Here is a 20,537-nt window from a genome sequence, read left to right as displayed (position 1 = left end):
GTCCGCGTGAGCGGACCGTTGCTTAAGAATGTAATGAATGGCCCCGTGCGGCACCGGTCGGGTGCGAATGACGCATCTCGCGGTCCGCAGGGCAGGCAGTTCGACTAATTTCTCATGTGTGGGAGTAATGATGCAAAAACGATTCAAGCAGGTTTTGTTGCTGGCCGCTCTCGTGCCGACGTTTGCCATGGCCCAGGCGCTCTCGACCCAGGCGCCTGCCCAGGCACCGGCAGCTGCTGCCGCACCGGTTGATCCGGCCAAGCAAGCCGCGATCAAGGACCTGCTCGATGCGATCGATGCGGAAAAGCTTGTTGGCGCAATCGGTAACAGCGCGCAGATGCAAGCCAAGCAGCTCGTCCCGGCGATCCTGTCGGACGCGCTGTCGGAAAACAAGACGCTGACGGACAAGCAAAAGCAGGCTTCCGTCCCGACGCTGCAAAAGACCGCCGTGCCGAAGCTGGTTGACGGTGCAGGCCAGGTCTTCACGACCGACGCGTTCAAGCAGGACGCAATGCAAGCTCAGTACGAAGCCTACGCCAAGTACTACAGCGTTCAGGAAATCAAGGACCTGACCACGTTCTACCGCAGCCCGACCGGCCGCAAGTTCATCCAGGTCCAGGACCAGGTGGGCCGTGACGTCGTCAACAGCCTGATGCAGAAGTACATGCCGGCATCGATCAAGGCGACGCGTGACCAGGCTGACAAGGAAGTCGCAGCGGTCAAGCCGGCCAAGTAATTGGCCTGAAGACCGCGGTCGAAAGGCGGCGGTCGAACGCAGGCGCGTCGGCCCCGGACATACGTTTCGGGGTTCGATCGTCGCCAACCGCCGCCGGACCTGCGTTGGCGGGTTCCCGGTGACAGTGCGATAATGGCTGTTTGCGCGCAAGCGCAGACGGCCATTTTCTTTTTCGGGCGCGGTTTCCGGCCTTATTTGCCGCAGCGCCTGCCTCGGGGATCTCCTTACGATGCGCGTCTTCAACTTCTCCGCCGGACCTGCTGCCTTGCCCGAAGAGGTGCTGCGCCAGGCCGCCGATGAAATGCTCGACTGGCACGGCAGCGGCATGAGCGTGATGGAAATGAGCCATCGCGGCCCGGAATTCATGCAGATTCACAGCGAGGCGCTGCTCGACCTGCGTGAACTGATGGAGGTCCCGGCGAGCCACCACATCCTGTTTCTGCAGGGCGGCGGTATCGGCGAAAACGCCATCGTTCCGCTCAACCTGTTCGGTGTGAAGCCGCGCGCCGACTTTGTGATCACCGGCTCGTGGTCGCAGAAGTCGCAGAAGGAAGCGCTCAAGTACGGCGCGGCGCATATCGCCGCGACGGGCCGCACGGCCGAGGGGTTCACGCACTCGCCGCCGAAAAGCGAGTGGCAGCTTTCCGACGATCCCGCTTACGTGCACCTGTGCACGAACGAGACGATCGACGGCGTCGAGACCTTCGAAATTCCGGATCTCGGTGACATTCCGCTCGTCGCGGACGCCTCCTCGCACATCCTGTCGCGTCCGATGGACATCGCCAAATACGGCGTGCTCTACGGCGGCGCGCAGAAGAACATCGGCATGGCCGGCGTAACGGTCGTGATTGTGCGCGAGGACCTGCTCGATCGCGCGATGTCGATCTGCCCGTCCGCGTTCGAATGGAAGACGGTCGCCGCGAACAACTCCATGTTCAATACGCCGCCGACCTACGCGATCTATATCTCCGGGCTTGTGTTCAAGTGGTTGAAGCGCCAGGGCGGTCTCGCCGCCATGGAGGCTCGCGCCATAGAAAAATCGAAGCTGCTCTACGACGCGATCGACGCGAGCAGCTTCTACATCAACAAGGTGGAGCGCCGCGCGCGCTCGCGGATGAACGTCCCGTTCTTCCTCGCCGACGAAACACGTAACGAAGATTTCCTTGCCGGCGCGAAGGCGCGCGGGCTGTTGCAGCTGAAGGGCCACAAGTCCGTCGGCGGCATGCGGGCGTCGATTTACAACGCGGTGCCGCTCGATGCAGTGAAAGCACTGGTCGAGTACATGTCGGAATTCGAAGCAAAGCACGCGTGAGCGCTTCCTCGCGCATCCTTTCTGATTGCCGGTTTCACGCATGGACGACGAACTCAATTCAAAACTCAAACCACTGCGCGAGCGTATCGACGCGATCGATACGCAGCTCATCGCACTGCTGAACCAGCGGGCGGCGGTCGCGCTCGAAGTGGGCGAGGTCAAGAAGCACTACAACGCGCCGGTGTTCCGTCCCGAGCGCGAACTGCAGGTCATCGCGCGCCTGCAGGAGTTGAGCGCGGGGCCGCTCGGCAATGATCACATCAGCGCGATCTGGCGCGAGATCATGGCCGCGAGCCGCTCGCTCGAAAAGACGCTCACTGCCGCCTATCTCGGCCCGGTGGGTACGTACACCGAGCAGGCGATGTACGCGTACTTCGGCCAGTCGATCGAAGGCCTGCCGTGCCCGTCGATCGACGAGGTGTTCCGCTCGGTGGAAGCGGGTGCAGCCGAGTTCGGCGTCGTGCCGGTCGAGAATTCGGCGGAGGGCGCCGTGTCGCGCACGCTCGACCTGTTCCTCGAGACGCAGCTCGTGATCGGCGGCGAGATTGCGCTGCCAATCCAGCACAATCTCATGACGCAAAGCGGGAACCTGACCGGCGTGACGCGCGTGTGCGCGCATCCGCAGGCGCTCGCGCAGTGCCAGCACTGGCTGACGGCGAACGTGCCACAACTGGAGCGGCAGACCGTTTCGAGCAACGCCGAGGCCGCGCGTCTTGCCGCGGCTGACCCGACCGTCGCGGCCATTGCCGGCGAGCGCGCCGCCACGCACTACGGACTCTTGATCTCGAACGCGTTGATTCAGGACGATCCGCATAACCGCACGCGTTTCGTGATGATCGGCAAGCAGCTGTCGGGGCCGTCGGGCCATGACCAGACGTCGATGATCGTATCGGTGAAGAACGAACCGGGTGCCGTCTACAAGCTGCTCGAGCCGCTAGCACGCTACGGTGTGTCGATGACGCGCTTCGAGTCGCGTCCGGCGCGCGTCGGTACGTGGGAGTACTACTTCTACATCGACTTCGAAGGCCATCGCGATGATCCCGGCGTGGTCGCTGCGCTCGACGAGCTGGGCAAGAAGGCCGCGTATCTGAAGATCCTCGGCTCGTATCCTCGCACGCGCTAAGGCGGCGCACGGCGCCGCCGTTCTGATACAGATCCGCTGATGCCATTGGGCCTGTGGCCGGGCTCTGCATGGGCTGACAGTGAGCGGTAAATCGCTAACTGTCATCGACCGCTCTGCATGGGATGCCAGTAAGCGCTAAAGCGCCAACTGGCATCGACAGCTTTGCATGGGATCGCACCAGGTGCTGAAGTACTAGGTGCGATCGACAGCTTTGCATGGGACCGCACTAAGTGCTGAAGCACCAAGTGCGGTCGACAGCTTTGCATGGGATCGCACTAAGTGCTGAAGCACTAAGTGCGATCGACAGGAGAAACGCATGACAACGCAATTCGGCCCTGAATACGTGCGCGCAATCGCGCCATATATCGCGGGCAAGCCGATTTCGGAAGTCGCCCGGCAATTCGGGCTCGACGAGGCGCGTATCGTGAAGCTGGCGTCGAACGAGAATCCGCTCGGCATGCCCGAGTCGGCGCAGCGCGCGATGGCGCAGGCAGCGAGCGATCTGGGTCGTTATCCGGATTCGAACGCGTTCGAACTGAAGGCCGCGCTGGCCGCGCGCTACGACGTGCCGCCCGAGTGGATCACGCTCGGCAACGGCAGCAACGACATTCTCGAAATCGCGGCGCATGCGTTCGTCGAGCGCGGTCAGTCGATCGTCTACTCGCAGTACTCGTTCGCGGTCTACGCGCTCGCCACGCAGGGTGTGGGCGCGCGCCATCTTGTGACGCCTGCCGTGCAGTACGGTCACGACCTCGACGCGATGCTCGCGGACATCGCTGACGACACGCGCCTAATCTTCGTCGCGAATCCGAACAACCCGACCGGCACCTTCATCGACGGTGCGGCGCTCGAAGCGTTCATCGCGAAGGTGCCGCGAGACGTCGTGGTGGTTCTCGACGAGGCGTACACGGAGTATCTCGCCGCCGGCAAGCGTTACGACTCGATCGCGTGGGTGCGTCGCTATCCGAACCTGGTCGTCTCGCGCACGTTCTCGAAGGCCTATGGGCTTGCGGGCCTGCGCATCGGCTTTGCCATCGCCCAGCCTGCACTGACCGATCTGCTGAACCGTCTGCGCCAGCCGTTCAACGTGAACACGCTCGCGCAAGCCGCGGCGATCGCCGCGCTCGGCGATGCGGAATTTCTGCAGAAGAGCGCCGCGCTGAACGCCGAAGGCTATCGGACGCTGACCGCCGCGTTCGAGCGTCTTGGCCTCGAATACGTGCCGTCGGACGGCAACTTCGTCCTGGTGCGGGTGGGCAATGACAATGGCGCGGGCGATCGCGTGAACCTCGAATTGCTCAAAGAGGGTGTGATCGTACGGCCGGTCGGCAACTACGGGCTGCCGCAGTGGCTGCGCGTGACGATTGGCCTGCCCGAAGAAAATGCAGCGTTTCTCACCGCGCTCGAGCGCACTCTTGCGAGAGCATGAGTGCCGCCCTTGTTTTCCTCCTTCCGGTGATGTCGTGAGCGCGTTTTCCTTCAGCAAACTGGTGATCTTCGGCGTCGGCCTGATTGGCGGATCGCTTGCGCGCGGCTTGCGCGAGCGTGGCGCAAAAGGGCGCGTGATCGGCGTAGGGCGACGTCTGCATGCGGTCGAGCGCGCGCTCGAGTTGGGCGTGATCGACGCCGCGGCAACGCTCGATGACGATGCGGCTCTCGCCGAAGCGCTCAAGGGCGCCGATATCGTGCTGCTCGCCGCGCCTGTTGCGCAGACGCGCGCGTTGCTCGAACGCATCGTGCCGCACCTCGAAGCGCAGACGCTCATCACCGACGCGGGCAGCACCAAGAGCGACGTGATCGACGCCGCGCGCTTGGTGCTCGGCACGCGCATCGCCCAGTTCGTTCCGGGGCATCCGATCGCGGGCCGCGAGTCGAGCGGCGTCGAGGCCGCGCTGCCCGAACTCTACGTCGGCCGCAACGTCGTGCTGTGCCCGCTCGCGGAGAATGCACCCGAAGCCGTCGAGCGCATTGCCGCGATGTGGCGCGAGGTCGGAGCCGTGATCGGCACGATGAGCGCCGCGCAGCATGACCGCGTATTTGCGTCGGTGAGCCATCTGCCGCACGTGTTGTCGTTCGCGCTCGTCGATCAGATCCTCGCGTCGCCCGATGCTGAACTCAAGTTGTCATTCGCGGCAGGCGGCTTCCGCGATTTCACGCGCATCGCAGCGTCGAGCCCCGAAATGTGGCGCGACGTCTGCCTCGCGAACCGTAGCGCGCTGCTCGCCGAACTCGACGGCTACACTGAAGTGCTCGCGAAACTGCGTGCCGCTATCGACGCCGGCGACGGCGCCGCGCTCGAGACGCTGTTTGCGCGATCGCGTGCGGCGCGTACCGCGTGGCAGGAGCGCGGCGGCAAGCGCGCCGCCGATGCGGCCCCCGACAAATAAGCCGGCAAATGAGCCGATAAACCAGCGCCCGACCGAACTCTCAGGACACGTTCATGGAATATCTCGATCTCGGACCGTTCTCCCATGCGGCCGGCACGATCCGTCTACCCGGCTCGAAGAGCATCTCGAACCGCGTGCTGCTGCTCGCGGCGTTGGCCGAAGGCGAGACGACGATCACGAACCTGCTCGACTCCGACGACACGCGCGTCATGCTCGACGCGCTTCAGACGCTCGGCGTGAAGCTCAGGATCGACGGCGACACCTGCGTCGTGCAGGGCACGCGCGGTGCGTTCACAGCGCGCCGTGCCGATCTGTTCCTCGGTAACGCAGGCACCGCAGTGCGGCCGCTTACGGCCGCGCTCGCGGTCAACGGCGGCGACTATCGCATCCACGGCGTGCCGCGCATGCACGAGCGGCCCATCGGCGATCTCGTGGACGGTCTGCGCCAGATCGGCGCCACGATCGACTATGAGGAGAACGAGGGATTTCCGCCGCTGCGCATCCGTCCGTCGCAGATCACGGTGAATGAGCCCATCCGCGTGCGCGGCGACGTGTCGAGCCAGTTCCTCACGGCGCTCCTGATGACGCTGCCGCTCGTGCGTGCCCAGGACGGCGTGAGCGTCGTCCAGGTGGAAGGCGAATTGATCTCGAAGCCGTACATCGAGATCACGATCAAGCTGATGGAGCGCTTTGGCGTGACGGTGACACGTCACGGCTGGCATCGCTTCGAAGTGCCGTCCGGCGTGCGTTATCAGTCGCCGGGCAAGATCATGGTCGAGGGCGACGCCTCGTCGGCTTCGTATTTCCTCGCCGCGGGTGCGATCGGTGGCGGGCCCGTGCGCGTGGAGGGCGTGGGTCGCGCGAGCATTCAGGGCGACATCGGCTTTGCCGAAGCGCTCGGCCGCATGGGCGCGAACGTGACGATGGCGGACGACTGGATCGAGGTTCGCGGCATCGGCAACGACCACGGCAAGCTCGCGCCGATCGATATGGACTTCAACCTGATCCCCGACGCCGCGATGACGATCGCCGTAGCAGGACTGTTTGCGGACGGCGCGACGACGCTGCGCAACATCGCGAGCTGGCGCGTGAAGGAAACCGACCGCATCGCCGCGATGGCGAAAGAACTGCGCAAGGTCGGCGCCGATGTGGAAGAGGGCCCCGACTACCTGATCGTGCGTCCGCCCGCACAACTCACGCCGAACGCCGCCATCGACACCTACGACGACCACCGCATGGCGATGTGTTTCTCGCTCGTGAGCCTCGGCGGCGTGCCGGTGCGCATCAACGATCCGAAATGCGTCGGCAAGACGTTCCCCGATTACTTCGAGCGTTTCCTTACGCTCACGCAACCTTGAAGCCGAGTTCGTCGCCAGCATGAAATCGTCCCGCCCCTTTTATCCAACCCCCGTCATCGCGATCGACGGTCCGACCGCATCCGGCAAGGGCACGGTGGCCACGCTGGTCGCCGCGCATCTCGGGTTTCACCTGCTCGATAGCGGCGCGCTGTACCGCCTCGCGGCGCTCGCGAGCGTGCGCTATGCAATCGAGCCCGACAACGCCGACGGGTTGGCCAAGCTCGTCGACGACCTGCACATCACGTTCCGCGAAGGGCTCGCACAGCTCGACGGTGCGGACGTGTCGAGCGAAATTCGCCAGGAGGCGGTCGGCAACCGGGCGTCGGTGATCGCGGCGCATCCGCAGGTGCGCGCGGCGCTGGTGGCGCGCCAGCGGGCGTTCCGCAAGCTGCCGGGACTCGTCGCGGACGGCCGCGACATGGGCACGGTGATCTTCCCGGATGCCGTCCTGAAGGTGTTTCTGACCGCCAGTGTGGAGGCCCGCGCGGCCCGCCGGCATAAGCAATTGATCCAGAAGGGATTTTCTGCTAATATGGATGACTTACTCCGGGATTTGCGTGAACGCGATGCGCGCGACAGTGGTCGCGCAGCCGCGCCGCTCAAGCCTGCGGAGGATGCAATGCTGCTCGATACCTCGGCGCTATCGATCGATCAAGCGGTCGATCAGGTGGTGCAGTGGTACCGGGAAAGCCACGCGATGCCGCTCCGTCATCACGACGGGCAAGCCAGGCCAGCGTGAGTTGAAGAGTCGTAAAAGCAGTAGTAGTAAGAAGTAGCAGTGGTGCTCCGCGTGAGCGGTGCGTGTGTTAAACCCTTTAACCCCGTATGGCATTTTGCAGTTGCGCTGTGAACAGGTGTTCCGGCAAGAAGGCGCAACCGGTCGTATGACCGGCATGCAGTGAAAGCTGCAGTAAATCGCCGCGCAAAATCCATGCAAATCCAGATTTTTATGTCCGACCTGCAAACCTCCACCCCCAATACCGAATCTTTCGCGGCTCTGTTCGAAGAGTCGCTGACCCGCCAGGACATGCGCGCCGGCGAAGTTATCTCCGCCGAAGTCGTGCGCGTTGACCACAACTTCGTGGTCGTCAACGCTGGCCTGAAGTCCGAGGCTTACATTCCGCTCGAGGAATTCCTGAACGACGCAGGCGAGGTTGAGGTTCAGGCGGGCGATTTCGTTTCCGTCGCGATCGACGCGCTGGAAAACGGCTACGGCGACACGATCCTGTCGCGCGACAAGGCGAAGCGTCTCGCTTCGTGGCTGTCGCTGGAAAAGGCTCTCGACAACAACGAACTCGTGACCGGCACGATCACGGGCAAGGTCAAGGGCGGCATGACCGTCATGGTCAACGGCATCCGCGCGTTCCTGCCGGGTTCGCTCGTCGACACGCGTCCGGTCAAGGACACGACGCCGTACGAAGGCAAGACCCTCGAATTCCGCGTCATCAAGCTCGACCGCAAGCGTAACAACGTCGTGCTGTCGCGCCGCGCAGTGATCGAAGCCACGCAAGGCGAAGAGCGCGCAAAGCTGCTCGAAACGCTGAAGGAAGGCGCGATCGTCAACGGCGTGGTCAAGAACATCACCGACTACGGCGCGTTCGTGGACCTCGGCGGCATCGACGGCCTGCTGCACATCACCGACATCGCATGGCGTCGCGTGCGTCACCCGTCGGAAGTGCTGTCGGTTGGCCAGGAAGTCACGGCTAAGATCCTCAAGTTCGACCAGGAAAAGAACCGCGTTTCGCTCGGTATCAAGCAACTGGGCGACGATCCGTGGGAAGGCATCTCGCGCCGTTACCCGTCGGGCACGCGCCTGTTCGGCAAGGTCACGAACATCACCGACTACGGCGCGTTCGTCGAAGTCGAGTCGGGCATCGAAGGCCTCGTCCACGTTTCGGAAATGGACTGGACCAACAAGAACGTTGCTCCGTCGAAGGTTGTCCAGCTGGGCGACGAAGTCGAAGTCATGGTCCTCGAGATCGACGAAGACCGCCGCCGTATCAGCCTCGGCATGAAGCAGTGCAAGCCGAATCCGTGGGATGACTTCAGCCGCAACTTCAAGAAGGGCGACAAGCTCCAGGGCGCGATCAAGTCGATCACCGACTTCGGCGTGTTCATCGGTCTGCCTGGCGGCATCGACGGCCTGGTTCACCTCTCCGACCTGTCGTGGAGCGAAACCGGCGAAGAAGCCGTGCGCAAGTACAAGAAGGGCGACGAAGTCGAGGCTGTGGTTCTGGGCATCGACGTCGAGAAGGAACGCATCTCGCTCGGTATCAAGCAGCTCGAAGGCGACCCGTTCAGCAACTTCGTTGCCATGAACGACAAGGGTGCCATCGTCGACGGTATCGTCAAGTCGGTCGACGCCAAGGGCGCTGTGATCACGCTGAACGCCGACGTCGAAGGCTACCTGCGTGCTTCGGAAATCGCGCAAGATCGCGTGGAAGATGCTCGCAACGTGCTGAAGGAAGGCGACAAGGTCAACGCGATGATCATCAACATCGATCGCAAGTCGCGTGGCATCAACCTGTCGATCAAGGCGAAGGACTCGGCTGAGCAGCAAGAAGCACTGCGCAGCATGTCGGTTGACTCGGGTGCGGCTGCCACCGGCACGACGAACCTGGGCGCGCTGCTGAAGGCCAAGCTCGACGGCCAGAACCAGTAAGCCTCAAAAACGGGGGCAGCTGAAGTATGACCAAATCAGAATTGGTCGCGCAGCTGGCTACGCGATTTCCGCAACTTGTTCTCAAGGATGCGGATTTCGCGGTCAAAACGATGCTCGATGCGATGTCCGACGCGCTTGCGAAGGGCCATCGCATCGAAATTCGCGGCTTCGGCAGCTTCGGCCTGAACCGCCGGCCGTCGCGTGTCGGACGCAATCCGAAGTCGGGGGAAAAAGTGTTGGTGCCCGAGAAGTTCGTGCCGCACTTCAAACCCGGTAAGGAATTGCGCGAGCGCGTGGACCGGCGCTCGGGTGAGCCGTTGAAGGCAGACGAGCCGGACGACGATCTGTAAGCGTTGCTCGCAGCTTCGGCGATCTCATCGATCGCCGGCGGCCAATCGGTTGGCCAGACGCATGGACCAGAAAAAGCGCCTTAGGGCGCTTTTTTTTCGCCCACCATTTTTGCCTGTTTTCTGCTCTCACCCGCAGGCGCTATGTTCGGCAGCGGTGCGGCACATTTTCGTGCGGGTGCCCGCTCGCCAGGCGTTCAATTACAATACGGGTCACTTCTGCGCGGCTCGTGCTGCGGCGCAGTATGGCGGCCGTCGCCGGCACCTCGCCGGTGCGTTCCCTGCAACTGCCAAGAGATTCTTCATGAGATTGATCGCCTGGGTGATCCGTGTGCTGGTGTTCGTGTTGCTGCTCGTCCTCGCACTGGCGAACACGCAACCCTCGACGTTGAACTTCCTTGCCGGGTATGCGTGGCAAGCTCCGCTGATCCTGATCGGCCTCGCGTTTTTCGTGGTCGGGCTGCTCGCCGGGCTGCTGTCTGCACTGCCCGCCATGTTCCGGCTGCGCATGGAGAACGGTCGCCTGAAGCGGGACCTGCGCACGGCACGCGAGACCCCCACGCCCGTCGCCGAACCGCCACTGCCGCCGCTCATCTGAATTGACCGTATTGCCGCGTGCATTGAAGGCGCGCGGTTTATCTTTCCGCTTACACCATCGCTCGCATGGATCTCGATTTCTGGTGGCTCCTCGTCATTCCCGTCGCTTTCGCGCTCGGGTGGATGGCGTCGCGCTACGACCTTAAGGCGCTCCTGTCCGAAAGCGCAAATCTGCCGCGTTCGTATTTCCGCGGCTTGAACTTCCTGCTCAACGAGCAGCCGGACAAGGCCATCGACGCGTTCATCGAGGTGGCCAAACTCGATCCCGAAACGGTCGAACTGCACTTCGCACTCGGTAACCTGTTCCGTCGCCGCGGCGAGACCGACCGCGCAATCCGCGTGCACCAGAACCTGCTTTCGCGGCCCGATCTGCCGGTCAACGAACGCGACCACGCGCTCTACGAACTCGGCCAGGACTATCTGAAGGCGGGCTTGCTCGATCGCGCGGAAGAGACGTTCGTCTCGCTGCAGTCGGGCGACTACGCGCAAGGTGCGCAGCGCGCGTTGCTCACGATCTACGAGATCGAGAAAGACTGGAACCGCTCGATCGACACCGCACGTCAGCTCGAAAAGATGGGCGCGGGCTCGCTCGACCTCGAAATCGCGCAGTTCCACTGCGAACTCGCGCAGGAAGCGCTGCAGCAGAAAAAGCCCGACGAATCGCGACGTCAACTTGCGTTGGCGCTGAAGGCAAATCCGCACAACGTCCGGGCGACGATCCTCGGCGGCGACGTCGATGCGGCGAGCGGGGCCGGCGAGTCCGCGCTCGCGCAGTGGCGCCGCGTGGAAGAACAAAATCCCGCGTATCTGCCGCTCGTTGCCGAGAAGGTGATGAAGGCCTACGAGTCGCTTGGCCGTGCCGATGAGGGTGCGCAGTTGCTGACTCAATGGGTCGATGCGTATCCGTCGAACGATCTGCTCGACGTCGCCTACAAGCACGTGGCGGCCCTGCGTGGCGCCGATGCGGCGCACGCGCTCGCTCGCGCGCAGATGCAGAAGTCGCCGAATCTCGCTGGCATGTCGCGGCTGCTTGAAGCACAGCAGGCCACCGCCGAGGAGCCGCGCCGCAGCGAACTCGAACTGATGCGCTCGCTGCTCCAGCAGCGCACCAAAAATCTGCCACGTTATACATGCCAGAATTGCGGTTTCCGGGCGCGCCTCTTCTATTGGCAGTGCCCGGGGTGCAGCGGCTGGGAAACCTATGCGCCGCGTCGCGTCGAGCCGGTTCCCGCCTCGAGCTGACCGTCCGGTGGCCTTCGCGCGGACGACGCTCTTGAATGGCGCGTCTGCCAACGGTCCTCTCCGGCCGCGCGGTCTTCCACCCACCCAACATCAGAATCTGTTACCGGAGCGCGTATGAAAATCACCATTATCGGTACCGGCTATGTCGGCCTCGTCACCGGGGCGTGCCTGGCCGAAATCGGTCACGACGTGTTCTGCCTCGATGTCGATCCGCGCAAGATCGACATCCTGAACGCCGGCGGCGTGCCGATCCACGAACCGGGCCTGCTCGAACTGATCGCGCGCAATCGCGCGGCGGGCCGTATCACGTTTTCAACGGACATTGCCGCGAGCGTCGAGCATGGCGACGTGCAGTTCATCGCCGTGGGCACCCCGCCCGACGAGGACGGTTCCGCCGACCTCCAGTACGTGCTCGAAGCGGCGCGCAGCATTGGCCGTTATATGAACGGTTTCAAGGTGGTTGTCGACAAGTCGACGGTGCCCGTCGGCACGGCGCAGCGCGTGCATGACGTGCTCGCCGAGGAAATCGCGAAACGCGGCCTCGCGGGCAGCGCGCAGCACGGCTTCTCGGTCGTCTCGAACCCCGAGTTTCTGAAGGAAGGCGCGGCCGTCGAGGATTTCATGCGGCCGGACCGCATCATCATCGGTATCGACGAAGACGAACAGGGCAACGTCGCGCGCGAGAAGATGAAGCGCCTCTACGCGCCGTTCAACCGCAATCACGAGCGCACGATTTACATGGATGTGCGTTCCGCCGAGTTCACGAAGTACGCCGCCAACGCGATGCTGGCCACGCGTATCTCGTTCATGAACGAAATGGCGAATCTTGCCGACCGCGTGGGCGCCGATATCGAATCGGTGCGGCGCGGTATCGGTTCCGATCCGCGCATCGGCTATCACTTTCTCTATGCGGGCTGCGGCTACGGCGGTTCATGCTTCCCGAAGGACGTGCAGGCGCTGATTCGCACTGCCGCGGAATCGGGGCAGAACCTGCGCATTCTCGAAGCCGTCGAGGACGTGAATCACGGCCAGAAGGAAGTGCTGGTGCGCAAGATTCTCGACGCCTTCGGCGAAGACCTGACGGGCAGGCACTTCGCCGTGTGGGGCCTCGCGTTCAAGCCGAACACCGACGACATGCGCGAAGCGTCGAGCCGCCGTGTGATCGAAGCGCTGCTTTTGCGCGGGGCGACGGTGACCGCGTACGATCCGGTCGCGACGGACGAAGCAAAACGTGTGTTCGCGCTCGACCTCAAGCAGGCGCCGGAACTGCTTGCCCGCCTCACGTTCGCATCGAGCCAGGACGAGGCGCTCGTGGGCGGCGACGCGCTCGTGATCGTCACGGAATGGACCGCATTCAAGGCGCCGGACTTCGTTCATCTGAAGTCGGTGCTCAAGGCGCCGCGTATATTCGACGGGCGCAATCTCTATGAGCCGGACGCCATGGCGGAACTCGGCATTGACTATCAATCGATTGGGCGGCCGCATGTCAAGCTTGCAACGGATGCAACCCCTGCAGTCTGATTCAGCGACGCCTGGCGCGGGTATCCCGCCCGGCGCGACGCTCGCGCCTGCCGTCGAGCACGTGCCGCGCGAGAAGTTCGCCGCATCGCGCGTGCTCGTGGTGGGCGACGTCATGCTCGACCGCTACTGGTTCGGCGACGTCAACCGTATCTCGCCCGAAGCGCCCGTGCCCGTCGTGCACGTGCAGCGCCAGGAGGACCGCCTCGGCGGTGCAGCGAACGTCGCTCGAAACGCCGTCGCGCTCGGTGCGCAGGCGGGGCTGCTCTGCGTGGTCGGTCATGACGAGCCGGGTGAGCGCATCGTCGAGCTGCTCGGCGAAAGCGGTGTGAACGCGTTTCTCGAACGCGATCCCGCGCTACCCACGACGATCAAGCTGCGCGTGCTGTCGCGCCAGCAGCAGTTGCTGCGCGTGGACTTCGAAAACACGCCGGCACACGAAGTGCTGCTCGCGGGCCTCGCACGCTTCGACGCGCTTTTGCCGTCGCACGACGTGATCCTCATGTCCGACTACGCGAAGGGCGGTCTCACGCACGTCACGCAGATGATTGCCACGGCGCGCGCAGCGGGCAAGGCCGTGCTCGTCGATCCGAAAGGCGACGACTGGGAGCGCTATCGCGGCGCGAGCGTCATCACGCCAAACCGCGCGGAACTGCGCGAAGTGGTGGGCACCTGGAAGTCGGAAGAGGACCTGCTTGCGCGCGTGACGAAACTGCGCCGCGAATTGCAGTTCGATGCGCTGCTGCTCACGCGCTCGGAGGAGGGCATGACGCTGTTCACCGACGCGGGCGTGCTGCACGCGCCGGCCGACGCACGCGAAGTGTATGATGTGTCGGGCGCCGGCGACACGGTGATCGCGACTGTCGCGGTCTCGCTCGGCGCGGGCCTGCCGCTCGTGCAGGGCGTCGCGCTCGCGAACCGCGCTGCGGGCATCGTGGTCGGCAAGCTCGGCACGGCCACCGTCGACTACGACGAACTCTTTCACTGACGTTGCGCGCGCGGCCACCGCCCGCGCGCTGCGTATCCAACCGGTACGTGGCGTCGACGGCGGTGCGCTTCGTGCGCGACGCGACCCCCTCATCACAGGCACACCATGACCCTCATCGTGACCGGCGCGGCTGGCTTCATCGGCAGCAACATCGTCAAGGCGCTCAACGAGCGCGGCGAAAACCGCATCATCGCCGTCGACAACCTCACGCGCGCAGACAAGTTCCGGAATATCGTCGACTGCGAGATCGACGATTACATCGACAAGACCGAGTTCGTCGAACGCTTCGCACGCGGCGACTTCGGCAAGGTGCGTGCGGTGTTCCACGAAGGCGCCTGTTCGGACACGATGGAAACCGACGGCCGCTACATGATGGACAACAACTTCCGCTACAGCCGCGCGGTCCTCGACGCCTGCCTCGCGCAGCGCGCGCAGTTCCTGTATGCATCGTCGGCTGCGGTCTATGGCGGATCGACCCGCTTCGTCGAAGAGCGCGAAGTGGAAGCGCCGCTGAACGTCTACGGCTATTCGAAGTTCCTGTTCGACCAGGTGATCCGTCGCGTGCTGCCCACCGCGCAAAGCCAGATCGCTGGTTTTCGCTACTTCAACGTCTACGGCCCGCGCGAAACGCATAAGGGCCGCATGGCATCGGTGGCGTTCCACAACTTCAACCAGTTCCGTGCCGACGGCCATGTGAAGCTTTTCGGCGAATACAACGGCTACGGGCCGGGCGGGCAGACGCGCGACTTCGTGTCGGTCGAGGACGTCGTGAAGGTCAACCTGTTTTTCTTCGATCACCCCGAGAAGAGCGGCATCTTCAACCTCGGCAGCGGCCGTGCACAGCCGTTCAACGATATCGCGAGCACCGTGGTCAACACGTTGCGCGCGATGAAGGGCGAAGCGCCGCTGACGCTCGACGAGCAGGTGCAACACGGTCTGATCGAATACATCCCGTTCCCCGACGCGCTGCGTGGCAAGTACCAGTGCTTCACCCAGGCCGATCAGTCGAAGCTGCGTGCGGCCGGCTACGACGCACCGTTCCTGACGGTTCAGGAAGGTGTCGATCGCTACGTACGTTGGCTGTCTGGCCAGGTGTAATTCGAAGCCGCAACTTTCTAAACTGGTCTCTCCCTGCCGGCGATGGTCGCCGGCAGGCGGTTTCAAGGGAGATCCAGCATGTTCAGGAAACTGCTCGCGGCAGCTCTGCTGCTCGCCGCATTCGGCCACGCGATCGCGGCGGTCGACGTCAATACAGCCAATGAGGACGCCCTGCGCGGCATCAAGGGCATCGGGCCCGCCAAGGCCAAAGCCATCCTCGACGAGCGCGAAGCGCACGGCCCATTCAAGGATTCCGCCGACCTCGGCAAGCGCGTGAAGGGCATGGGCGGCCATACGGTCGAACGTCTGCAGAGCGAAGGATTGTCGGTCGGGCCGGCAAACACGCAAGCCGGCCAGAGTGGCCCGAGCGACACGATGACGCAGACGGCTCAGGCGAAGACAGCGCCACCCGGTCAACCCGCTACCACGGTGACGATCAAGAAGTAGTCCCGCACTAGCACGTCCATTCCCGTCGGCCATTCGCGGCGGTTGCTCCGCGCGTGCCGGGACCGTTCACGTATCCTTCAGGCGCCGCTTCGGCGGCGTTGACCCGCAGTACGGGCTGCGGGTCTTTTTTGCGTGCTCCGCGCGGGCAGCGAATGTCACGCCGGGGCCAGGCCGCGCGAACGTCTGCGCTTACCTGTGCGCACCGGAAATGGCACAGCGGGCGTGCCGGGAGAGCACATTACGGCCCTATGGCGGCCAGGGGTCAACGGCGCGGGATTGCCGCGTGGTTTAGAATCGGTTCATCAGGTCAATCACGTCAATGGCGCCTTGCAAGGCGCCGCGCCCGATCGCAATCAGTCATGTCATACAAAACTATCGAAGACACCATCGGCAATACGCCGCTCGTGCAACTAGTCCGTCTGCCGGACGATGAAATCCGCGCTCGCAACAACGTCGTCCTCGCCAAGCTGGAAGGCAACAATCCGGCGGGGTCGGTGAAGGATCGCCCGGCACTTTCGATGATCCGCAAGGCCGAAGAGCGTGGCCGTATCAAGCCGGGCGATACGTTGATCGAGGCGACGAGCGGCAACACGGGCATCGCGCTAGCGATGGCCGCAGCGGTCCGCGGCTACAAGATGCTGCTGATCATGCCGGAGGACCTCTCGGTCGAGCGCCGTCAGAGCATGGCCGCCTATGGCGCGCAAATCCTGCTCACGCCCGTGAAGGGCGGCATGGAATACGCGCGCGATCTCGCCGAGCAGATGCAGCGCGACGGCAAGGGCATCATCCTCGATCAGTTCGCGAACCCCGACAATCCGCTCGCGCATTACGAGGCCACCGGCCCTGAAATCTGGCGCGACACGGAGGGCCGCATCACGCACTTCGTTTCGTCGATGGGCACGACCGGCACGATCATGGGCGTGTCGCATTTTCTGAAGGAGCAGAATCCGGCTATCGAGATCGTCGGTGCGCAGCCGGAAGAGGGCTCGCGCATTCCGGGTATCCGCAAGTGGCCCGAGGCTTATCTGCCGAAGATCTTCGACCGTAGCCGCGTCGATCGTGTCGAGAACGTGAGCCAGGCCGCCGCCGAAACGATGGCGCGTCGTCTCGCTTCGGTCGAAGGCATTTTCGCGGGGATTTCGTCGGGCGGGGCTTGCGAGGTGGCCATGCGTCTCGCGCGCCAGCTTGAGAATGCCACGATCGTGTTTATCGTCTGCGATCGCGGTGACCGCTATCTATCGACGGGCGTGTTCCCCGCTTGAGCGACGTTGTCGCGCGTGAACGGCGGATCCGGCCGCGTGCACCGGCTGCACTCGCGCGAAACGTCGCGGGTCAAATCGAGTCAATCGGACGACGTGGGTGAGGCGGCGCGTGGCCGCCTCCAGCGTGCCCGTTACTGCTGGCCCGCCGCAGGTGCTGGTGTCGGCGGAGTCGTCCCGCCATTTGCAGCGCCGCTTCCGGCGTTCGACTGCGTCGCCAGCATCTGCGCCTTGACGCGCTGACCCAGTTGATACACCGCGAGCGCGTAGAAGAAGCTGCGGTTATAGCGCGTGAGCACGTAGAAGTTCTTCAGCCCGAGCTTGTATTCGGTCGCACGTCCCGGTGTCGGCAGATCGACGATCGTGACGGGCGTGCCCGCTTCAGCTACGACGTCCACGCCCGGCTCGTTCAGCACGAGCCCCGAGCGCAGCAATTGTTCCAGCGGCCAGTGCGGTTCCGGCGTTCCGTCCGCGGCGGCCTGTGCTATGCCCTGGCTGCCCGCGTCGGCAGCGATTCTCCACACCACCGGACGGCCCGTCTCCCAGCCGTTCTGCTTCAGATAGTTCGCGACGCTGCCGATCGCATCGGCCGCATTCGTGCGCAGGTCGATGTGATTGTCGCCGCTGAAGTCGACGGCGTATTGCACGATGCTGCTCGGCAGGAATTGCGGGATGCCGATCGCGCCCGTATACGAGCCGAGCACCGACGTCGCGTCGATCTGCGAGTCGCGCGTCCACACCAGAAAATCTTCGAGATTCTTGCGGAAGGTCACTTCCCGGTCGGCTCGGTTCGGCGTGTTCGGATAGTCGAAGGCGAGCGTCGTGAGCGCGTCGAGCACGCGGAAGTTGCCCATGTAGCGCCCGTAGATCGTCTCGACACCGATGATGCCGACGATCACCTCCGGCGGCACGCCGAACTTGTCCGCCGCGCGCTGCAGCGTGGCCTCGTTCTCGCGCCAGAACTTCACGCCCGCGTTGATGCGCACGGGGTCGAGAAAGCGCGCCTGGTACGCGCGCCAGTTCTTGATGCCCGGCGTGGGCGAGGGTGTGACGAGCTTCACCGCCGTCGCCGAGTAGCTCGCGCTCGCAAAGAGGGCGTGCAGTGTGTTCGGGTCGAAGTCGTAGCGGGCCACCATGTCGTTGATGAACGCTTCGACGTCCGGGTTGTTCACGTAACGCTGAGGGACGATTTCCTCTTCGAACGTCTGCCCCTGCTGCGTGGGTGTTTGCGGTTGTGCCTGCGCGACGGTGAGCGGCGGGTGCTGCCGCGTCTGCGCCAGCGCCGCACCGCTCATGAGCGGCAGCGCTGTGCTGCATGCAAGGGCGAGAATCGTGGTGCGCAGGCGACCGGGGACTGACAGAACGGACTGGAGCGTCATGGGAAGCGGCGTGGTTCGAGCGAGGGTAAGTGAACCGGGGAAGTATACCCGAGCGTTTCGGCTGGAACCGAGGCATTTCGGGGCTGTGCGGCCCTGACAGAAAGGGCCGCTGTGGTAACGTGATGGCTGTGCGCGCAATCCGACGCGCCCCATGGATGGAGACACGCGGCGACGCATGTGCCGCGGCACGTACGACGACATATGACAACCGGATTTTTTTCGCACCCCGACTGCCTGCTGCACGAAATGGGCGAATGGCATCCCGAATGCCCGGCGCGCCTGCAAGCCATCGAAGATCAACTGATTGCGAGCCGCATCGATATGTTGATCGAGCGCGACGAGTCGGCACCGCTCGCCGACGAATCGGCGCTATTGCGTGTGCATACGCAGGCACATATCGACTTTGTCCGTAACACGTCCCCGTCGGAAGGCTACGCGGCGATCGACGCCGACACGTCGATGAATCCGCATACCTGGCAGGCTGCGTTGCGCGCCGCCGGCGCCGCGATCGCCGCCACCGACGCCGTGATCGAGGGCCGCTACGAGAACGCGTTCTGCGCCATCCGTCCACCGGGCCACCACGCCGAGCCTGCGCGGGCCATGGGATTCTGTTTTTTCAACAACGTCGCCGTCGCGGCGCGGCATGCACTGGCAGTGCACGGTCTTTCGCGTGTCGCGGTCATCGACTTTGATGTACATCACGGAAATGGCACGGAGGCGGCATTCGCGGGCGACTCTCGCGTCCTGATGTGCAGCATCTTCCAGCATCCGTTCTATCCGTTCTCGGGCGCCGACAATGTGGCGCCGAACATGGTCAATGTGCCGCTGCCTGCGCGCACGAAGGGCATGGATGTGCGCGAAGCGATTGATCTGCTGTGGCTGCCGCGTCTGCACGAATTCAAGCCGGAGATGGTGTTCATCTCGGCGGGCTTCGACGCGCACCGCGAGGATGATCTCGGCAACATGGGTCTCGTCGAGGACGACTTCGCGTGGATCACTGGGCAAATCCGCACGATTGCCGAGCGTTACGCCAAGGGGCGCATTGTGAGTTGCCTCGAGGGTGGCTACAACCTTTCCGCGCTCGCGCGAAGCGTCGTTGCGCATTTGCGTACGCTCGCCGATTTCTGAGCGCACTGCGTTCTGCTGCGTCGGCCTGGTTCCGCCTGGTCTCCGCTTGACCCAGTTTGTCCCCCTAATCGCCTCGCGCGCATCGCGTCGCTTCGTTCGGCGTGCCGCGCGATATTGTGCATCGACATTGAAGGAGATCTGACATGAGCGCTCACCCGTCCTCATCGGCTGTTGTCGACGCCGCTATGCCGCTCGTCGAACTGACGCACGACGCGTATGGCGTGCCCGGCGTCGCCCTGCTTACGCTCAATCGCCCCGACGCGTTCAACGCGCTCTCCGAGGGGCTCATCGATGCGCTACAGGAACACCTGAGCGCGCTTGCGTCCTCGTCGGCGCGCGTCGTTGTGATCGCGGGCGCCGGACGCGCGTTCTGCGCGGGACACGATCTCAAGGAAATGCGCGCGGCGCCGTCGCGCGACTACTACGTGCAGCTCTTCGGGCGCTGCTCGAAGCTGATGCTGACGATCCAGAAAATGCCCCAGCCCGTGATCGCGCGCGTGCACGGCGTCGCGACCGCGGCGGGTTGCCAGCTCGTCGCAATGTGCGATCTTGCCGTCGCTGTCGATACCGCGCGATTTGCCGTGTCGGGCATCAATCTCGGCCTGTTCTGCTCGACCCCCGCCGTGCCGCTCACGCGCAACGTCTCGCGTAAGGCGGCGTTCGAAATGCTGATGACGGGCGACTTCATCGACGCCGCCGCCGCGCAGCGCGAGGGCCTCGTGAACCGCGTGGTCCCGCCCGACGAACTCGACGCAGCTGTGACCGCGCTCGCGGCGAGCATTTGCGCGAAGTCGCGCGAAGCGGTGCAGGCGGGCAAGGGACTGTTTTACCGGCAGCTCGAAATGGGCATCGAAGCCGCATATCAACTGGCGGGCCAGACGATGGCCTGCAACATGATGACCGACCCCGCGCTCGACGGTATTCAGGCGTTCATCGAGCGGCGCGGCACGAAGTAA

At 63.9% G+C, this 20,537-nt stretch carries 19 protein-coding genes; 18 read left to right on the top strand and 1 reads right to left on the bottom strand.

The genetic code is table 11. The features are described 5' to 3' along the window. The first annotated feature begins 130 nt into the window (after nt 1-130). The 16 genes from L0U80_RS10465 to cysM all read left to right on the top strand — a co-directional run bounded on the left by L0U80_RS10465 (nt 131) and on the right by cysM (nt 17,077). On the top strand, nt 131-736 hold the full coding sequence (locus L0U80_RS10465; RefSeq protein ID WP_233865860.1) for a DUF2059 domain-containing protein: 606 nt from the start codon (nt 131-133) through the stop codon (nt 734-736). A gap of 229 nt (nt 737-965) precedes the next feature. Beyond that, complete coding sequence (gene serC / locus L0U80_RS10460; protein WP_233863911.1) at nt 966-2,048, top strand: 3-phosphoserine/phosphohydroxythreonine transaminase; 1,083 nt, start codon at nt 966-968, stop codon at nt 2,046-2,048. Nucleotides 2,049-2,088: 40 nt separating this feature from the next. Continuing rightward, complete coding sequence (gene pheA / locus L0U80_RS10455) at nt 2,089-3,171, top strand: prephenate dehydratase (RefSeq protein WP_233863909.1); 1,083 nt, start codon at nt 2,089-2,091, stop codon at nt 3,169-3,171. A 316-nt stretch (nt 3,172-3,487) separates the two neighbouring features. Beyond that, complete coding sequence (gene hisC, locus L0U80_RS10450; protein ID WP_233863907.1) at nt 3,488-4,600, top strand: histidinol-phosphate transaminase; 1,113 nt, start codon at nt 3,488-3,490, stop codon at nt 4,598-4,600. 34 nt (nt 4,601-4,634) lie between these two features. Further along, a complete protein-coding gene (locus L0U80_RS10445; RefSeq protein WP_233863905.1) occupies nt 4,635-5,558 on the top strand; it encodes a prephenate dehydrogenase in 924 nt (307 codons plus the stop codon). A 53-nt stretch (nt 5,559-5,611) separates the two neighbouring features. Then, nucleotides 5,612-6,916, top strand: a complete 1,305-nt coding sequence (aroA, locus tag L0U80_RS10440) for a 3-phosphoshikimate 1-carboxyvinyltransferase (RefSeq protein ID WP_233863903.1) — start codon at nt 5,612-5,614, stop codon at nt 6,914-6,916. A 19-nt stretch (nt 6,917-6,935) separates the two neighbouring features. Further along, nucleotides 6,936-7,655 (top strand): (d)CMP kinase, encoded by a 720-nt coding sequence (gene cmk, locus L0U80_RS10435; protein ID WP_233863902.1) that lies wholly within the window; start codon nt 6,936-6,938, stop codon nt 7,653-7,655. A gap of 192 nt (nt 7,656-7,847) precedes the next feature. Continuing rightward, entirely contained in the window at nt 7,848-9,578 is a 1,731-nt protein-coding gene (rpsA, locus tag L0U80_RS10430; protein ID WP_233863901.1) for a 30S ribosomal protein S1, read from the top strand. A gap of 26 nt (nt 9,579-9,604) precedes the next feature. Next, nucleotides 9,605-9,928 carry an integration host factor subunit beta gene (locus tag L0U80_RS10425; RefSeq protein ID WP_111487974.1) on the top strand — a complete coding sequence of 108 codons (324 nt, stop codon included), beginning with the start codon at nt 9,605-9,607 and terminating at the stop codon, nt 9,926-9,928. 301 nt (nt 9,929-10,229) lie between these two features. Further along, the gene (locus L0U80_RS10420; RefSeq protein WP_233863900.1) at nt 10,230-10,523 is read left to right on the top strand and encodes a lipopolysaccharide assembly protein LapA domain-containing protein; all 294 of its coding nucleotides are present in this window, start codon (nt 10,230-10,232) and stop codon (nt 10,521-10,523) included. A gap of 65 nt (nt 10,524-10,588) precedes the next feature. Beyond that, a complete protein-coding gene (gene lapB, locus L0U80_RS10415) occupies nt 10,589-11,764 on the top strand; it encodes a lipopolysaccharide assembly protein LapB (RefSeq protein WP_233863899.1) in 1,176 nt (391 codons plus the stop codon). A 114-nt stretch (nt 11,765-11,878) separates the two neighbouring features. Beyond that, nucleotides 11,879-13,285 carry a UDP-glucose dehydrogenase family protein gene (locus tag L0U80_RS10410; RefSeq protein ID WP_233863898.1) on the top strand — a complete coding sequence of 469 codons (1,407 nt, stop codon included), beginning with the start codon at nt 11,879-11,881 and terminating at the stop codon, nt 13,283-13,285. Next, entirely contained in the window at nt 13,266-14,270 is a 1,005-nt protein-coding gene (gene rfaE1, locus L0U80_RS10405; protein ID WP_233863897.1) for a D-glycero-beta-D-manno-heptose-7-phosphate kinase, read from the top strand. The genes L0U80_RS10410 and rfaE1 overlap by 20 nt, the downstream gene beginning before the upstream one ends. Before the next feature lie 105 nt (nt 14,271-14,375). After that, nucleotides 14,376-15,368 (top strand): ADP-glyceromanno-heptose 6-epimerase, encoded by a 993-nt coding sequence (gene rfaD, locus L0U80_RS10400; protein WP_233863896.1) that lies wholly within the window; start codon nt 14,376-14,378, stop codon nt 15,366-15,368. Nucleotides 15,369-15,446: 78 nt separating this feature from the next. Next, nucleotides 15,447-15,815 carry a ComEA family DNA-binding protein gene (locus L0U80_RS10395; RefSeq protein WP_233863894.1) on the top strand — a complete coding sequence of 123 codons (369 nt, stop codon included), beginning with the start codon at nt 15,447-15,449 and terminating at the stop codon, nt 15,813-15,815. A gap of 359 nt (nt 15,816-16,174) precedes the next feature. Continuing rightward, on the top strand, nt 16,175-17,077 hold the full coding sequence (gene cysM, locus L0U80_RS10390) for a cysteine synthase CysM (RefSeq protein ID WP_233863893.1): 903 nt from the start codon (nt 16,175-16,177) through the stop codon (nt 17,075-17,077). A 131-nt stretch (nt 17,078-17,208) separates the two neighbouring features. Here the strand turns inward: cysM and mltB are convergent, their stop codons facing one another. Then, the gene (gene mltB / locus L0U80_RS10385) at nt 17,209-18,453 is read right to left on the bottom strand and encodes a lytic murein transglycosylase B (RefSeq protein ID WP_233863892.1); all 1,245 of its coding nucleotides are present in this window, start codon (nt 18,451-18,453) and stop codon (nt 17,209-17,211) included. A 201-nt stretch (nt 18,454-18,654) separates the two neighbouring features. Here mltB and L0U80_RS10380 point away from each other — a divergent pair, with 201 nt between their 5' ends. Together L0U80_RS10380 and L0U80_RS10375 are read left to right on the top strand one after the other, a co-directional pair. Beyond that, nucleotides 18,655-19,581 (top strand): histone deacetylase family protein, encoded by a 927-nt coding sequence (locus L0U80_RS10380; protein WP_233863891.1) that lies wholly within the window; start codon nt 18,655-18,657, stop codon nt 19,579-19,581. A gap of 143 nt (nt 19,582-19,724) precedes the next feature. Continuing rightward, nucleotides 19,725-20,537, top strand: coding sequence for an enoyl-CoA hydratase (locus L0U80_RS10375; protein WP_233863890.1), 813 nt, complete (start codon nt 19,725-19,727; stop codon nt 20,535-20,537).

The organism is Paraburkholderia adhaesiva, from assembly GCF_021390575.1.
Classification (GTDB): domain Bacteria; phylum Pseudomonadota; class Gammaproteobacteria; order Burkholderiales; family Burkholderiaceae; genus Paraburkholderia; species Paraburkholderia adhaesiva.
Note: the sequence above shows the minus strand (reverse complement) of the source record. Positions and strands in the feature narration are given on the sequence as shown.

Bases quoted from the DNA above. Each gene is read 5' to 3' on its own strand.
- rfaD (WP_233863896.1), top strand. From the start codon at position 14,376: ATGACCCTCATCGTGACCGGCGCGGCTGGCTTCATCGGCAGCAACATC.
- L0U80_RS10425 (WP_111487974.1), top strand. From the start codon at position 9,605: ATGACCAAATCAGAATTGGTCGCGCAGCTGGCTACGCGATTTCCGCAA.
- L0U80_RS10380 (WP_233863891.1), top strand. From the start codon at position 18,655: ATGACAACCGGATTTTTTTCGCACCCCGACTGCCTGCTGCACGAAATG.
- L0U80_RS10395 (WP_233863894.1), top strand. From the start codon at position 15,447: ATGTTCAGGAAACTGCTCGCGGCAGCTCTGCTGCTCGCCGCATTCGGC.
- L0U80_RS10420 (WP_233863900.1), top strand. From the start codon at position 10,230: ATGAGATTGATCGCCTGGGTGATCCGTGTGCTGGTGTTCGTGTTGCTG.
- cmk (WP_233863902.1), top strand. From the start codon at position 6,936: ATGAAATCGTCCCGCCCCTTTTATCCAACCCCCGTCATCGCGATCGAC.
- L0U80_RS10375 (WP_233863890.1), top strand. From the start codon at position 19,725: ATGAGCGCTCACCCGTCCTCATCGGCTGTTGTCGACGCCGCTATGCCG.
- lapB (WP_233863899.1), top strand. From the start codon at position 10,589: ATGGATCTCGATTTCTGGTGGCTCCTCGTCATTCCCGTCGCTTTCGCG.
- rpsA (WP_233863901.1), top strand. From the start codon at position 7,848: ATGCAAATCCAGATTTTTATGTCCGACCTGCAAACCTCCACCCCCAAT.
- L0U80_RS10410 (WP_233863898.1), top strand. From the start codon at position 11,879: ATGAAAATCACCATTATCGGTACCGGCTATGTCGGCCTCGTCACCGGG.
- aroA (WP_233863903.1), top strand. From the start codon at position 5,612: ATGGAATATCTCGATCTCGGACCGTTCTCCCATGCGGCCGGCACGATC.
- cysM (WP_233863893.1), top strand. From the start codon at position 16,175: ATGTCATACAAAACTATCGAAGACACCATCGGCAATACGCCGCTCGTG.
- mltB (WP_233863892.1), bottom strand. From the start codon at position 18,453: ATGACGCTCCAGTCCGTTCTGTCAGTCCCCGGTCGCCTGCGCACCACG.
- L0U80_RS10465 (WP_233865860.1), top strand. From the start codon at position 131: ATGCAAAAACGATTCAAGCAGGTTTTGTTGCTGGCCGCTCTCGTGCCG.
- hisC (WP_233863907.1), top strand. From the start codon at position 3,488: ATGACAACGCAATTCGGCCCTGAATACGTGCGCGCAATCGCGCCATAT.
- rfaE1 (WP_233863897.1), top strand. From the start codon at position 13,266: ATGCAACCCCTGCAGTCTGATTCAGCGACGCCTGGCGCGGGTATCCCG.
- serC (WP_233863911.1), top strand. From the start codon at position 966: ATGCGCGTCTTCAACTTCTCCGCCGGACCTGCTGCCTTGCCCGAAGAG.
- pheA (WP_233863909.1), top strand. From the start codon at position 2,089: ATGGACGACGAACTCAATTCAAAACTCAAACCACTGCGCGAGCGTATC.